Origin of the sequence: Pseudomonas salomonii (assembly GCF_900107155.1) — a bacterium.
GTDB classification, from domain to species: Bacteria; Pseudomonadota; Gammaproteobacteria; order Pseudomonadales; family Pseudomonadaceae; genus Aquipseudomonas; species Aquipseudomonas salomonii.
Genome location: NZ_FNOX01000005.1, coordinates 15,651 through 30,468 on the forward strand (window position 1 = coordinate 15,651; position 14,818 = coordinate 30,468).

The window sequence follows — 14,818 nt, forward strand, 5'->3', positions numbered from 1 at the left end:
CGCCATTGCGACGCTATTTGTCGCATTGGCGTAAACCCGCCAAAAACGCGGGTTGGCGCTATAAGAAGTTGTCGCTTGGCGGCAAGGCCGCACTGAAAACTGTCCTTACAATCCCTGCATCGCCCGCCAGTTCCAGGCAGGCGTTCCTCTTCAGGAGACTCCGATGTCCGTTGAGCAAGCCCCGGTGCAACGTGCCGATTTCGACCAGGTGATGGTGCCTAACTACGCACCTGCCGCCTTTATCCCCGTGCGTGGCGCAGGTTCGCGCGTGTGGGACCAGGCCGGTCGCGAGCTGATCGACTTTGCCGGCGGCATCGCGGTCAACGTATTGGGCCACGCCCACCCGGCGCTGGTGGGTGCACTGACCGAACAGGCCAACAAGCTGTGGCACGTCTCCAACGTGTTCACCAATGAGCCGGCCCTGCGCCTGGCGCACAAGCTGATCGACGCCACCTTTGCCGAGCGCGTGTTCTTCTGCAACTCCGGCGCCGAAGCCAACGAGGCCGCGTTCAAGCTGGCCCGTCGTGTCGCGTTCGACCGTTTCGGCACCGAAAAGTACGAGATCATCGCCGCGCTGAACAGCTTCCACGGCCGTACCCTGTTCACCGTCAACGTCGGTGGCCAGTCCAAGTACTCCGATGGTTTCGGGCCTAAAATCACCGGCATCACCCACGTGCCTTATAACGACCTGGCCGCGCTCAAAGCCGCCGTGTCGGACAAGACCTGCGCCGTGGTGCTGGAGCCGATCCAGGGCGAAGGCGGCGTGCTGCCGGCCGAGCTGGCTTACCTGCAAGGCGCCCGCGAACTGTGCGACGCCAATAACGCGCTGCTGGTGTTCGACGAAGTGCAAACAGGCATGGGCCGCAGCGGCCACCTGTTCGCTTACCAGCATTACGGCGTGACGCCGGACATCCTCACCAGCGCCAAGAGCCTGGGCGGCGGTTTCCCGATCGCGGCCATGCTGACCCGTGAAGACCTGGCCAAGCACCTGGTGGTCGGCACCCACGGCACCACTTACGGCGGCAACCCGCTGGCGTGTGCGGTGGCCGAGGCGGTGATCGACGTGATCAACACCCCAGAGGTACTGGCTGGCGTGAATGCCAAGCACGACCTGTTCAAGGCGCGCCTTACGCAGATCGGCAAGCAATATGGCATTTTCACCGAAGTGCGCGGCCTGGGCCTGCTGATCGGTTGCGTGCTGAGCGATGCGTTCAAAGGCCGTGCCAAGGACGTGTTCAACGCGGCCGAAAAAGAAAACCTGATGATCCTGCAAGCCGGCCCCGACGTGGTGCGTTTCGCCCCAAGCCTGGTGGTGGAAGAGGCGGATATCAACGAAGGCCTGGACCGCTTCGAACGTGCTGTGAAGACGCTGACGCAAGCTTGATGGACCGTTCGGCGCCTGGCGATCCGGGTGCCGAACAAAAATTCTAAAGGCCGGACCGGGTCAAATGTGCGAGCTGGCTTGCCTGCGAAGGCGGTGGTACAGGCAACCTCTGTGCTGACTGACACACCGCCATCGCGGGCAAGCCCGGCTCCCACATGGATTTGCTTACACCATCAGAATGGGGTGAGCAGGCCTCCTGTCCGGCATTTTTCCCTCTGTGAGTTTTTCGAGTTAAGGAGTGACACCATGCTGGTGATGCGCCCCGCGCAAATGGCTGATCTGGGCGAGGTACAGCGTCTGGCTGCGGACAGCCCGATTGGTGTCACCTCCTTGCCGGACGATGTGGAACGCCTGAGCGATAAAATCGCCGCCAGCGAAGCGTCCTTCGCGGCCGAGGTGAGTTTCAACGGTGAAGAAAGCTATTTCTTCGTGCTCGAAGACACCGAGACCGGCAAGCTTGCCGGTTGCTCGGCCATCGTCGCCTCGGCCGGTTACTCGGAGCCGTTCTACAGCTTCCGTAACGAGACCTTCGTGCATGCTTCCCGCGAGCTGAAGATCCACAACAAGATCCACGTGCTTTCCCAGTGCCACGACCTCACCGGCAACAGCCTGCTCACCAGTTTCTACGTGCAGCCTGCGCTGGTCGGTTCGCCGTGGTCGGAACTCAATTCCCGTGGCCGCCTGCTGTTCGTCGCCAGCCACCCCGAGCGCTTTGCCGACTCGGTGGTGACCGAAATCGTCGGCTACAGCGACGAGAACGGTGACTCGCCGTTCTGGGACGCCATCGGTCGCAACTTCTTCGACCTCAACTACGCTGCCGCCGAGCGCCTGTGCGGGCTCAAAAGCCGCACCTTCCTCGCCGAGCTGATGCCGCATTACCCGATCTACGTACCGCTGTTGCCGGACGAAGCCCAGGAAGCCATGGGCCAGGTGCACCCGCGTGCGCAGATCACTTTCGACATCCTTATGCGCGAAGGCTTCGAGACCGACCACTACATCGACATCTTCGACGGTGGCCCGACGTTGCACGCACGGGTCTCGGGCATTCGCTCGATCGCCCAGAGCCGCGTGGTGCCGGTAAAAATCGGCGAGATGGTCAAGGGTGTCGGTCGCCAGTACCTGGTGAGCAATGCGCAATTGCAGGATTACCGTGCGGTGATGCTGGAGCTGGACTACGCGCCGGGCAAGCCAGTGACCCTGGACCTGGAAGCAGCCGAAGCGTTGGGCGTTGGCGAAGGCGCGAGTGTGCGTCTGGTAGCGGTTTAAATAGAGTTTCGCGGGTGGCTGACAACAGCGGCCCGTTCGAGGAGATAGCATGATCGTTCGTCCCGTACGCAGCAGCGATTTACCGGCCCTGATTGATCTGGCGCGCAGCACCGGCACCGGCCTCACCACCTTGCCGGCCAACGAAGAGCGCCTGACCCACCGGGTTGGCTGGGCGGAAAAAACCTTCCGTGGCGAAGCCGGGCGCGGCGATGCCGACTACCTGTTCGTGCTGGAAAACGACGAAGGTCGCGTGGTGGGCATTTCCGCCATCGCCGGTGCCGTCGGCCTGCGTGAGCCCTGGTACAACTTCCGGGTCGGCCTGACCGTCAGCGCCTCCCAGGAACTGAACATTTACCGCGAGATTCCGACGCTGTTTCTGGCCAACGACCTCACCGGCAATTCCGAATTGTGCTCGTTGTTCCTGCACGCCGATTACCGCAACGGCCTTAACGGTCGCATGCTGGCCAAGGCGCGCATGCTGTTTATCGCCGAGTTCCCGCAGCTGTTCGGCAACAAGATCATTGCCGAGATGCGTGGCGTGTCCAACGATGCCGGGCGCTCGCCGTTCTGGGAAAGCCTGGGCCGGCACTTCTTCAAGATGGAGTTCAGCCAGGCGGATTACCTCACCGGCGTGGGCAACAAGGCGTTTATCGCTGAGCTGATGCCTAAGTTTCCGCTGTACAGCTGCTTCCTGTCGGAAGACGCGCGCAACGTGATCGGCAAGGTCCACCCGGACACCGAGCCGGCGCTGAGCATGCTCAAGAGTGAAGGCTTCAGCTACCAGGGCTATGTCGATATTTTCGACGCCGGCCCGGCGGTGGAGTGTGAAACCAGCAAAATCCGTGCGGTGCGCGACAGCCAGTCGCTGGTGTTGGCCATCGGCACGCCGGGGGACGACGCCACGCCGTTCCTGATCCATAACCGCAAGCGCGAGGAGTGCCGCATTACGGCTGCTCCGGCCCGGCTGGCGGCAGGCACGTTGGTGGTCGATCCGCATACCGCCAAACGCCTGCAACTGGTGGTGGGTGATCAAGTGCGCGCTGTTGCGTTGTCTGCTGCTCGGGAGTCGAAATAATGAATTCGTTGTATATCGCAGGTAGCTGGCTGGCTGGCCAGGGTGAGCTGTTTGAATCGCGCAATCCGGTGACCCAGCAGGTGTTGTGGGCCGGCAACGGCGCCACCGCCGAGCAGGTTGAGTCGGCCGTGCAAGCCGCGCGCCAGGCGTTTCCAGCGTGGGCCAGGCGCCCGCTGGAAGAACGCATCAGCGTGCTGGAAACCTTCGCCGCCACCTTGAAAAGCCGCGCCGATGAAATCGCCCGTTGCATCGGTGAAGAAACCGGCAAGCCCCTGTGGGAATCGGCCACCGAAGTCACCAGCATGGCCAACAAGATTGCCATCTCGGTGCAAAGCTACCGCGAGCGTACCGGTGAGAAGAACGGCCCGCTGGGCGACGCCACTGCCGTGCTGCGCCACAAGCCCCACGGTGTGGTGGCGGTGTTCGGCCCCTACAACTTCCCTGGCCATTTGCCGAACGGGCATATCGTCCCGGCCTTGTTGGCGGGTAACACGGTATTGTTCAAGCCGAGCGAGTTGACCCCCAAAGTCGCCGAGCTGACCGTGCAATGCTGGGTCGAGGCCGGTTTGCCGGCGGGCGTGTTGAACCTGCTCCAAGGTGCGCGGGAAACCGGTATGGCCCTGGCGGCCAACCCAGGCATTGACGGGTTGTTCTTCACCGGCTCCAGCCGTACCGGCAATCATCTGCACCAGCAGTTCTCCGGGCGCCCGGACAAGATCCTGGCCCTGGAAATGGGTGGCAACAACCCACTGGTGGTCGACGAAGTGGCCGACGTGGACGCGGCGGTCTACACCATTATTCAGTCGGCGTTTATTTCGGCTGGCCAGCGTTGCACCTGTGCCCGTCGTTTGCTGGTGCCGCAAGGCGCCTGGGGCGATGCGTTGCTGGCGCGTCTGGTGGCGGTGAGCGCGACGATTGCAGTCGGTGCATTCGATCAACAGCCGGCGCCGTTCATGGGCTCGGTGATTTCCCTCGGTGCGGCCAAAGCCTTGATGGACGCCCAGGAACGGATGCTGGCCAATGGCGCCGTAGCGCTGCTGGAAATGACTCAGCCGCAGGCGCAGGCCGCCTTGCTGACACCCGGCATCATCGACGTGACCGGCGTGAGCGAGCGCGAGGATGAAGAACTGTTCGGCCCCTTGTTGCAAGTGATCCGCTACGCTGATTTTGCCGGTGCGATTGCCGAGGCCAACAACACTCAATACGGGCTGGCGGCGGGTTTGTTGTCGGATTCCGAAGCGCGCTACCAGCAGTTCTGGCTGGAAAGCCGCGCCGGTATCGTCAACTGGAACAAACAGCTGACCGGCGCTGCCAGCACTGCGCCGTTCGGCGGTGTGGGCGCCTCGGGCAACCACCGCGCCAGTGCCTATTACGCGGCGGACTATTGCGCGTACCCGGTGGCGTCGCTGGAGACCCCGAGTTTGGTGGTCCCGGCAACACTGACGCCAGGGGTAACGCTAATCTAAATGTGGGTGCGGCCCATGTGGGAGCGGGCTTGCTCGCGAATACGGTGTGTCAGTCAATACATCTGGCGACTGAACCACCGCTTTCGCGAGCAAGCCCGCTCCCACACAAGCCCGCTCCCACAGTTGATTTGTGGTGTGTTCAAGTAATTTGATGCCTATAAAAACAGATGTTCGTGGAGCCTCGCCGATGAAATCCTGTGAAGTCAATTTTGACGGTCTAGTGGGGCCGACCCATAACTACGGCGGTTTGTCCTACGGCAACGTCGCGTCCCAGAGCAACAGCCAGCAGTCTTCGAACCCCAGGGAAGCGGCGTTGCAGGGCCTGCAAAAAATGAAGGCCCTGATGGACATGGGCTTTGTGCAAGGCGTGCTGGCGCCGCAAGAGCGCCCGGATGTGGCTGCCTTGCGCAGCCTCGGTTTCAGCGGCACTGACGCCCAGGTGATCGAGCAAGCCGCCAGGCACGCCATGCCGTTGCTGGTGGCCAGTTGCTCGGCGTCGAGCATGTGGGTGGCCAACGCCGCCACGGTCAGCCCGAGCGCCGACACCGCGGACGGCCGCGTGCATTTCACCGCTGCCAACCTCAACTGCAAATACCACCGCAGCATCGAGCACCCGACCACCAGCCGTGTGCTGGGGGCGATGTTTGCCGATGGCAAGCACTTCGCCCATCACGCCGCGTTGCCGGCGGTGGCGCAGTTCGGCGATGAGGGCGCCGCCAACCACACGCGTTTTTGCCGTGAATACGGTGAGGCCGGGGTTGAGTTTTTCGTGTTCGGCCGCAGTGCGTTCGACACCCGTTACCCGGCCCCGCAGAAATACCCGGCGCGCCAGACCCTCGAAGCCTCCCAGGCGGTTGCACGCCTGCACGGCTTGAAGGATGACGGCGTGGTGTACGGCCAGCAGAACCCGGCGGTGATCGATGCCGGTGTGTTCCACAATGATGTGATCGCGGTGGGCAACGGCGAAGTGCTGTTCTATCACGAGGACGCGTTCCTCAATACCGAGCAGATGCTTGCCGAATTGCAAGGCAAGTTGGGCAAACTGGGGGGCAACTTCCAGTCGGTGTGTGTGCCGCGTGCCCAGGTCAGCGTCGAGGACGCGGTGCGTTCCTACCTGTTCAACAGCCAGTTGCTGACCCGCGCCGACGGCTCGATGCTGCTGATCGTGCCGGAAGAATGCCGCGCCAACGAGCGTGTCTGGCAGTACCTGCAAGGCCTGACCGCCTCCGGCGGGCTGATCCGCGAAGTGAAAGTGTTCGACCTCAAGCAAAGCATGCAGAACGGCGGTGGCCCGGCATGCCTGCGCTTGCGCGTGGCCTTGAATGAAACGGAACTGGCGGCGGTGAACCCAGGCGTTATCATGACCGCGCCGTTGTACGAAACCCTGACCCAATGGGTCGACAAGCACTACCGCGACAGCCTGCGTGAAAGCGACCTGGCTGACCCGCAATTGCTGCTTGAGTGCCGGACGGCACTGGATGAACTGACGCAAATCCTTAAACTGGGCTCGGTTTATCCTTTCCAGATCAATTAAATCTGCCTCTTTTTACACCCTATGCTGAGAACAATTTATGACCACCGACACCCTGAAACTGATCCTTGAAGACACCGACGGCACCCAGCTGGAAACCTCCTGCACCCGCGTCGCCGTGGTGTGGCAGGGCAAGGAAATCTGGATCCAGCACGACGGCCGTGGCCAACTGCTGATCGGCGTAGACGTGGAAGAAGGTGACGCCGAATACGCCAACCTGCTGATGCGCCCGCTGGCCACCAACCTGATGAGCCTGCAATTGGAAATGGAACCGGCCGACGTTGAAGGCGATGACGACGATCACGTTCACGGCCCTGGCTGCAACCACTAAGGAAGCTGCTTATGCTCGCCCTCGGCAAACTGCTTGAACTGACCCTCGCCGGTCGTGAACCGGCGCAAAAAATTCAACTGACTGTCGACGGCGTGCAGATGCGCTGGCTCAGCGAAGGCGCGCTTGAAGTGCGCCCACCGCTGGCATTGGACAACGGCGGCGACCTGCTGCTGTCGTCCGGCATCCATGGCAACGAAACAGCGCCGATCGAATTGCTCGACCGCCTGTTGCATGGCATCGCCCGTGGGGAGATCAAACCCCGCCATCGTATTCTGTTCCTGTTCGGTAACCCTGAGGCCATGCGCCGCGGCGAGCGTTACCTGGAGCTGGACGTCAATCGGCTGTTCAATGGCCGCCACGAACAAAACATCGGCCCGGAGGCCATGCGCGCCGCCGAGCTTGAGCAGTTGGCTCGCAGCTTCTTCAGCCTGCCGGGCCGTTCGCGCCTGCATTACGACCTGCACACGGCCATCCGCGGTTCGAAGATCGAGCAGTTCGCGCTGTACCCGTGGAAAGAAGGGCGCCAGCATTCGCGTCATGAGCTGGCGCGCCTGAACGCTGCCGGTATGCAGGCGGTTTTGTTGCAAAACAAAACTTCGATCACCTTCACCGCGTTTACCTACGAGCAACTGGACGCTGAGGCCTTCACCCTGGAATTGGGCAAGGCCCGGCCGTTCGGGCAGAACCAGGGCGTGGATGTGTCACGCCTGGAAACGCGCCTCAAGCAGATCATCGAGGGTAATGAGCCCGAAACCGGGAGCCTCGATGGCTTGCAACTGTTTGCCGTCTCCCGCGAAGTGATCAAACACAGTGATGCGTTCCTGCTGCACCTGCCGGCGGATGTGGAAAACTTCTCGCCGTTGGCCAAGGGTTACCTGTTGGCCGAGGACGTGGCCAAGACCCGCTGGGTGATCGAGGAGGAGGGCGCGCGCATCATTTTCCCGAACCCGAAGGTCAAGAATGGTTTGCGGGCGGGGATATTGATCGTGCCGACCACGGATGCTGGCCTGGCCTAAATCTTAAGGCTTGCAGGGATCCAAATGTGGGAGCGGGCTTGCTCGCGAAGGCGGTCTGTCAGTCATTTATGTATTGACTGACACTGCGCTTTCGCGAGCAAGCCCGCTCCCACATTGGTTTTGTATTGTTGCTTAGACCGCTACAGCACGCGGCTCGCTGCGACGGATCGCACGCACCTTGTGCAGCGTGTCGGCGCAAGTACGTGCAGCTTCCTGGCCTTTATGCACGAAGTGCTCATAGAAGAAAGTGTGGTGCTCGCTGCCCGCGTGGAAGTGGTGCGGGGTAAGGGACACGGAGAATACCGGCACTTCGGTTTCCAGCTGAACCTGCATCAGGCCGCTGACCACCGATTGGGCGACGAATTCATGGCGGTAGATGCCACCGTCCACCACCAGCGCGGCGGCGACGATGCCGGCGTAACGGCCGGTCTTGGCCAGCAGCTTGGCGTGCAGGGGCAGTTCAAAGGCGCCGCCGACTTCGAAGAAATCGATGTCCGATTCCTGGTAGCCCTGGGCGATCATTTCGCCGAGGAAGCCTTTGCGCGATTGGTCGACAATATCCTTGTGCCAGCAGGCCTGGATAAACGCGACGCGCTCGCCGTGGTGGTTTTTGCTTTTGCTGTCGATTGCGGTGGGTTGCATGTTCTGACTCCTGTTTAAGAAAAAAACAGGGCGTTATGAATCGAATGGGATTTCGAGGGTACGAACAGCGGCGTCATGCAGGCATGAGTTCAGCGCGCGGCCCTCGGGTGCCAATCCCGTTCTCTCTTCATCCGGACTATGACCGTCGGCCCCGGGATCACACCGGGTCTGCTGACCTTGTCGCCGTCCTGCGTGAGCAGTTCGAGGCGCCAAGCGCTCGCGGGCTATGCACATTGCGTGCAATTACCGCCGGTGGGGAATTGCACCCCGCCCTGAGAACGTTGCCGCCAGAACCCTGGCGGCGGAGAGTTTTTAACATGGTTTTTCAGAAACTGCACGATCGCCGTATCGATAACCTATATCGGTTTGTTTGGTTGGTATTCGATTGAATGCACGTGGGGCTTGATATTGCGTGGCTTTGCCCGCAGTAATCATCAATACGACAACCCTGTTCAGAGGCCCCCGGATGACCGTCATAGACCTGCGCAGCGACACCGTGACCCAACCCACCGCCGGCATGCTCGATGCGATGGCCACTGCCGTCAGCGGTGATGACGTCTACGGCGAAGACCCGAGCGTCAACCTCCTGGAGGCCGAACTGGCCAAGCGCCTGGGCTTCGCTGCGGCGTTGTTTGTGCCAACGGGCACCATGAGCAACCTGCTCGCCTTGATGGCTCACTGTGAGCGCGGCGAGGAATACATCGTCGGCCAGCAGGCCCACACCTACAAATACGAAGGCGGTGGCGCGGCGGTACTCGGCTCGATCCAGCCGCAGCCGCTGGAGGTGCAAGCCGACGGTTCCCTGGACCTGGAGCACGTACTGGCGGCGATCAAGCCGGATGACTTCCACTTCGCCCGTACCCGCCTGTTGGCGTTGGAGAACACCATGCAGGGCAAGGTGCTGCCGCTGGCGTACCTGGCCAAAGCGCGGGCGTTTACCCGTGAACACGGCCTGGCGTTGCACTTGGACGGCGCGCGGCTCTACAACGCGGCGGTCAAGCTCGGCGTGGATGCACGGGAGATTGCCCAGCATTTCGACTCGGTGTCGGTGTGCCTGTCCAAAGGCCTCGGCGCGCCGATCGGCTCGGTGCTGTGCGGCTCCACGGCGTTGATCGCCAAGGCGCGGCGCCTGCGCAAGATGGTTGGCGGCGGCATGCGCCAGGCCGGCTCGCTGGCGGCGGCGGGCTTGTATGCCCTGGATCATCAGGTGCAGCGCCTGGCGGATGACCATGCCAACGCCCAATGGCTGGGGGATGCGCTGCGCGACGCCGGCTTTGAGGTGGAGCCGGTACAAACCAATATGGTGTACGTGCAGATTGGCGATCAGGCCCAGGCGCTGAAGGCCTTCGCCGCCGAACGCGGGATCAAGTTGAGCGCCGCGCCGCGTCTGCGCATGGTCGCTCATCTGGATGTCAGCCGGGCGCAGATGGAGCACGTGGTGCAGACATTTGTCGAGTTTTCCCGAAAATGATCGTGCAGACCGTCTAATTGACTGTTTCTATCACATAAACACGCTGTACCACCGGCAAAGGGCCGATATAATGCGGCCCTTTGCCGTCGCTCCGTCTGATGATGTTGCGCACTGGCCTTTGGCCGCAGACTCCGTGGAAGAACCTAATGAAAAGCGCAGAAATCCGTGAAGCCTTCCTTCGCTTCTTCGAAGAGCAAGGCCACACCCGTGTAGCCTCCAGCTCCTTGATCCCAGGCAATGACCCAACCCTGCTGTTCACCAACGCGGGGATGAACCAGTTCAAGGACTGCTTCCTGGGCCAGGAAAAGCGCGCCTACACCCGCGCCACCAGCAGCCAGAAGTGCGTACGCGCCGGCGGCAAGAACAGCGACTTGGAAAACGTCGGCTACACCGCCCGTCACCACACCTTCTTCGAGATGCTGGGTAACTTCAGCTTCGGCGACTATTTCAAGAAAGATGCGATTACCTTCGCCTGGACCTTCCTGACCGGCGTGTTGAAGCTGCCCAAGGAAAAGCTCTGGGTTACGGTCTACGCGACCGACGACGAAGCCTATGACATCTGGACCCAGCAAATTGGTGTGCCCGTCGAGCGCATGATTCGCATCGGCGACAACAAGGGCGCGCCTTACGCGTCCGACAACTTCTGGACCATGGGCGATACCGGCCCGTGCGGCCCGTGCACCGAGATTTTCTATGATCACGGCGCCGACATCTGGGGCGGCCCACCGGGCTCGCCGGAAGAAGACGGCGACCGTTACATCGAGATCTGGAACAACGTCTTCATGCAGTTCAACCGCACCGCCGATGGCGTGTTGCATCCGCTGCCGGCGCCGTCGGTGGACACCGGCATGGGCCTGGAGCGGATCAGTGCGGTGATGCAGCACGTGCATTCCAACTACGAAATCGACCTGTTCACCCACCTGCTGAGCGCCTCGGCGGCTGCCATTGGCTGCGCCAATGACAACCAGTCTTCGCTCAAGGTGGTGTCGGACCACATCCGTTCGTGCGGTTTCCTGATCGCCGACGGTGTGCTGCCGTCCAACGAAGGCCGTGGCTATGTGCTGCGCCGTATTATCCGTCGCGCCTGCCGTCACGGTAACAAGCTGGGCGCCACCGGCAGCTTCTTCTACAAGATCGTGGCCGCGCTGGTCGCCGAGATGGGCGATGCCTTCCCGGAACTCAAGCAGCAGCAGGCCAACATCGAGCGCGTGCTCAAGGCTGAAGAAGAGCAGTTCTCCAAGACCCTGGAGCACGGCCTGAAGATCCTCGAGCAGGACCTGGCTGAGCTTAAAGGCACCGTGGTGCCGGGCGATGTGGTGTTCAAGCTGTATGACACCTACGGTTTCCCGATGGACCTGACCGCCGACATCGCCCGCGAGCGCGAGCTGACCGTCGATGAGGCCGGTTTTGAGCGTGAGATGGAAGCCCAGCGCGTGCGTGCCCGTTCCGCCAGCTCCTTTGGCCTGGACTACAACACCCTGGTCAAGGTTGACGTGCCCACCGAGTTCACCGGCTACGCGGCGACCGTGGGCGCGGCCAAGATCGTGGCCATCTACAAAGACGGCAAGTCGGTCGACGTATTGAGCGAAGGCGAAGAAGCGGTAGTCGTGCTGGACCAGACGCCGTTCTACGCCGAATCCGGTGGCCAGGTGGGTGACTGCGGTTTCCTCAGTTCGACCTCCGGGCGTTTTGAAGTGCGTGACACCACCAAGACCGGCGGCGCGTTCCTGCACCACGGTGTACTGGTGTTGGGCAACCTGACGGTCGGTGCGCCGGTTGACACTCAAGTCGACGCCGACGTGCGGCATGCAACTGCTTTGAACCATTCCGCCACTCACTTGCTGCACGCTGCGTTGCGCCAGGTGTTGGGTGAGCATGTGCAGCAGAAGGGTTCGTTGGTGGACAGCCAGCGCCTGCGTTTCGACTTCAGCCACTTTGAAGCGATCAAGCCTGAGCAGATCAAGGCGCTGGAAGACATTGTCAACGCCGAGATTCGCAAGAACACCCCGGTTGAAACCGAAGAAACCGATATCGAGACCGCCAGGAAGAAAGGCGCCATGGCGCTGTTTGGCGAGAAGTACGGCGACGAAGTGCGCGTACTGAGCATGGGCGGCAGCTTCTCGGTGGAACTGTGTGGCGGTATACACGCCAACCGTACCGGCGATATCGGCCTGCTGAAAATCATCAGCGAAGGCGGCGTGGCCTCCGGTGTACGGCGTATTGAAGCGGTCACCGGTGCTGCGGCCCTGGCCTACCTCAATGCGGCTGAAGAACAACTCAAGGAAGCGGCCGGCCTGGTCAAGGGCAGCCGCGACAACCTGATCGACAAGCTGTCGGCCGTGCTGGAGCGCAACCGCGCACTGGAAAAACAGCTGGAGCAGTTGCAGGCCAAGGCGGCGAGCGCAGCGGGCGACGATCTGTCGGCCTCCGCGCTGGACGTCAAGGGCGTGAAAGTGCTGGCTGTGCGCTTGGATGGCCAGGACGGCAAGGCGCTGTTGGCCTTGGTCGATCAGTTGAAGAACAAGCTCGGCCGCGCAGTGATCCTGCTCGGCGGTGTCCATGAGGAAAAGGTCGTTCTGGTTGCCGGTGTAACCAAAGACCTGACTGGCCAACTCAAGGCCGGTGATTTGATGAAGCAAGCCGCTGCGGCAGTGGGCGGGAAGGGTGGTGGTCGTCCGGACATGGCGCAAGGCGGTGGTGTAGACGCAGGCTCCCTGGACGCGGCCCTGGCCCTGACCGTGCCGTTTGTCGAGGCTGGCATTTAAGGCACTGTTAGCGAGCCCATGGTTTAGTCATGGGCTCGTTTGGGTGCTGGAAGATTTGTTTATTGGGCGCCCCTTTACGGGCTGAGGCGGCTTAGAAATGGCTTTGATCGTACAGAAATTCGGAGGCACCTCGGTCGGTTCTGTCGAAAGAATCGAGCAGGTCGCCGACAAGGTTAAGAAATTCCGCGACGCCGGCGATGACCTGGTGGTGGTGCTGTCAGCCATGAGCGGCGAGACCAATCGCCTGATCGATCTGGCCAAGGCAATCAGTGGTGATCAACAGCCGCTGCCGCGTGAGCTGGATGTGATCGTGTCCACCGGCGAGCAGGTGACCATCGCCTTGCTGGCCATGGCGCTGAACAAGCGTGGCGTGCCGGCGGTGTCCTACACGGGCAGCCAGGTGCGCATCCTCACCGACAGCGCGCATACCAAGGCCCGCATCCTGCAGATCGATGATCAGAAAATCCGCACAGATCTGAAAGCCGGCCGCGTGGTAGTTGTAGCAGGCTTCCAGGGTGTGGACGAGCAGGGCAACATCACGACCCTCGGGCGTGGCGGTTCGGATACCACCGGTGTGGCACTGGCAGCGGCCCTCAAGGCCGATGAATGCCAGATCTATACTGATGTGGACGGCGTGTACACCACCGACCCGCGTGTGGTGTCCGTGGCCCAGCGCCTGGACAAGATCACCTTTGAAGAGATGCTGGAAATGGCCAGCCTCGGTTCCAAGGTGTTGCAGATCCGCGCGGTGGAGTTCGCCGGCAAGTACAACGTTCCGCTGCGCGTATTGCACAGCTTCAAAGAGGGTCCGGGCACCCTCATTACTATTGATGAAGAGGAATCCATGGAACAGCCGATCATTTCCGGCATCGCTTTCAACCGCGATGAAGCCAAGCTGACGATCCGTGGCGTGCCAGACACCCCGGGCGTGGCCTTCAAGATCCTCGGCCCTATCAGCGGCGCGAACATTGAAGTCGACATGATCGTGCAGAACGTTTCGCACGATAACACCACCGATTTCACCTTCACCGTGCACCGCAACGAGTACGATGCAGCCGAGCGTATCCTGCAGAACACTGCGAGCGAGATCGGCGCCCGTGAAGTGGTCGGCGATACCAAGATTGCCAAGGTGTCGATCGTGGGTGTGGGCATGCGTTCCCATGCCGGCGTTGCCAGCCGCATGTTCGAGGCGCTGGCCAAGGAAAGCATCAACATCCAGATGATCTCCACCTCGGAAATCAAAGTCTCGGTGGTGATCGAGGAGAAGTACCTGGAGCTGGCTGTACGCGCACTGCACACTGCTTTTGAACTGGACGCTCCGGCGCGACAGGGCGAGTAAGGCAATGCCCGGAAGGCGCGGTTTACCGCGCCTTTCATTTTTTTGTGGAGCGCATGGTCTTTTGCGTGCGCTCGACAATACTTAGGCCGTTAGGGCTATGGCCGTCAGGTCATGGGTCGAACGCCTTTTTTTTGCAGACTGTTGTTCCTGAACTGAAATGCGTGAGGTGAAAGGTATGCTGATTCTGACTCGTCGTTGCGCAGAAAGCCTGATTATCGGTGATGGCGAAATCACCGTGACTGTGCTCGGCGTCAAAGGCAATCAAGTGCGTATCGGGGTTAACGCTCCGAAAGAGGTAGCGGTCCACCGCGAGGAAATCTACCTGCGGATCAAGAAAGAGAAGGACGAAGAACCAAGCCTTTAATTTTTATCGTTTTTTATGTTTGCAAACGGGGATGAACGTGGTTAATATACGCCCCGTGTTGCGGAGAGCTGGCCGAGTGGCCGAAGGCGCTCCCCTGCTAAGGGAGTACACCTCAAAAGGGTGTCGGGGGTTCGAATCCCCCGTTCTCCGCCATTATTTGCTTAGTAC

12 protein-coding genes, 1 tRNA gene and 1 riboswitch are annotated in these 14,818 nt (G+C 61.2%); of the genes, 12 read left to right on the top strand and 1 reads right to left on the bottom strand.

Features of this window, described 5'->3' with window-relative positions:
• Positions 1 to 163: 163 nt before the first annotated feature.
• The 7 genes from BLV67_RS12490 (at position 164) to astE (ending at position 8,069) form a co-directional block, all read left to right on the top strand.
• Complete coding sequence (locus tag BLV67_RS12490; protein WP_065929361.1) at positions 164 to 1,384, top strand: aspartate aminotransferase family protein; 1,221 nt, start codon at positions 164 to 166, stop codon at positions 1,382 to 1,384.
• Between the two features lie 246 nt (positions 1,385 to 1,630).
• Positions 1,631 to 2,650, top strand: coding sequence for an arginine/ornithine succinyltransferase subunit alpha (aruF, locus tag BLV67_RS12495; RefSeq protein ID WP_017138424.1), 1,020 nt, complete (start codon positions 1,631 to 1,633; stop codon positions 2,648 to 2,650).
• Positions 2,651 to 2,699: 49 nt separating this feature from the next.
• Positions 2,700 to 3,725 carry an arginine N-succinyltransferase gene (gene astA, locus BLV67_RS12500; RefSeq protein ID WP_065929360.1) on the top strand — a complete coding sequence of 342 codons (1,026 nt, stop codon included), beginning with the start codon at positions 2,700 to 2,702 and terminating at the stop codon, positions 3,723 to 3,725.
• Positions 3,722 to 5,191, top strand: coding sequence for a succinylglutamate-semialdehyde dehydrogenase (astD, locus tag BLV67_RS12505; RefSeq protein WP_167365879.1), 1,470 nt, complete (start codon positions 3,722 to 3,724; stop codon positions 5,189 to 5,191). Before astA ends, astD begins: the two co-directional genes overlap by 4 nt.
• Positions 5,192 to 5,378: 187 nt before the next feature.
• Positions 5,379 to 6,725, top strand: coding sequence for an N-succinylarginine dihydrolase (gene astB / locus BLV67_RS12510; protein WP_069787948.1), 1,347 nt, complete (start codon positions 5,379 to 5,381; stop codon positions 6,723 to 6,725).
• A gap of 37 nt (positions 6,726 to 6,762) precedes the next feature.
• A complete protein-coding gene (locus BLV67_RS12515) occupies positions 6,763 to 7,053 on the top strand; it encodes a hypothetical protein (RefSeq protein WP_003214319.1) in 291 nt (96 codons plus the stop codon).
• An 11-nt stretch (positions 7,054 to 7,064) separates the two neighbouring features.
• Complete coding sequence (gene astE / locus BLV67_RS12520) at positions 7,065 to 8,069, top strand: succinylglutamate desuccinylase (RefSeq protein WP_065929357.1); 1,005 nt, start codon at positions 7,065 to 7,067, stop codon at positions 8,067 to 8,069.
• Between the two features lie 132 nt (positions 8,070 to 8,201).
• Here astE and BLV67_RS12525 read toward each other — a convergent pair whose 3' ends face one another.
• Positions 8,202 to 8,711 carry a 6,7-dimethyl-8-ribityllumazine synthase gene (locus BLV67_RS12525; protein ID WP_069787949.1) on the bottom strand — a complete coding sequence of 170 codons (510 nt, stop codon included), beginning with the start codon at positions 8,709 to 8,711 and terminating at the stop codon, positions 8,202 to 8,204.
• 114 nt (positions 8,712 to 8,825) lie between these two features.
• A riboswitch (FMN riboswitch) is annotated at positions 8,826 to 8,995 on the bottom strand.
• A 182-nt stretch (positions 8,996 to 9,177) separates the two neighbouring features.
• Here BLV67_RS12525 and ltaE point away from each other — a divergent pair.
• The 5 genes from ltaE to BLV67_RS12550 all read left to right on the top strand — a co-directional run bounded on the left by ltaE (position 9,178) and on the right by BLV67_RS12550 (position 14,803).
• Positions 9,178 to 10,182: a low-specificity L-threonine aldolase gene (gene ltaE / locus BLV67_RS12530; protein ID WP_069787950.1), complete on the top strand. Its 1,005-nt coding sequence runs from the start codon at positions 9,178 to 9,180 to the stop codon at positions 10,180 to 10,182.
• Between the two features lie 146 nt (positions 10,183 to 10,328).
• Complete coding sequence (gene alaS, locus BLV67_RS12535) at positions 10,329 to 12,947, top strand: alanine--tRNA ligase (RefSeq protein WP_069787951.1); 2,619 nt, start codon at positions 10,329 to 10,331, stop codon at positions 12,945 to 12,947.
• A 97-nt stretch (positions 12,948 to 13,044) separates the two neighbouring features.
• The gene (locus tag BLV67_RS12540; RefSeq protein ID WP_056861669.1) at positions 13,045 to 14,286 is read left to right on the top strand and encodes an aspartate kinase; all 1,242 of its coding nucleotides are present in this window, start codon (positions 13,045 to 13,047) and stop codon (positions 14,284 to 14,286) included.
• A gap of 175 nt (positions 14,287 to 14,461) precedes the next feature.
• Positions 14,462 to 14,650, top strand: coding sequence for a carbon storage regulator CsrA (csrA, locus tag BLV67_RS12545; RefSeq protein WP_003175645.1), 189 nt, complete (start codon positions 14,462 to 14,464; stop codon positions 14,648 to 14,650).
• 62 nt (positions 14,651 to 14,712) lie between these two features.
• Positions 14,713 to 14,803: transfer RNA gene (locus BLV67_RS12550), tRNA-Ser, on the top strand.
• Positions 14,804 to 14,818: the final 15 nt, after the last annotated feature.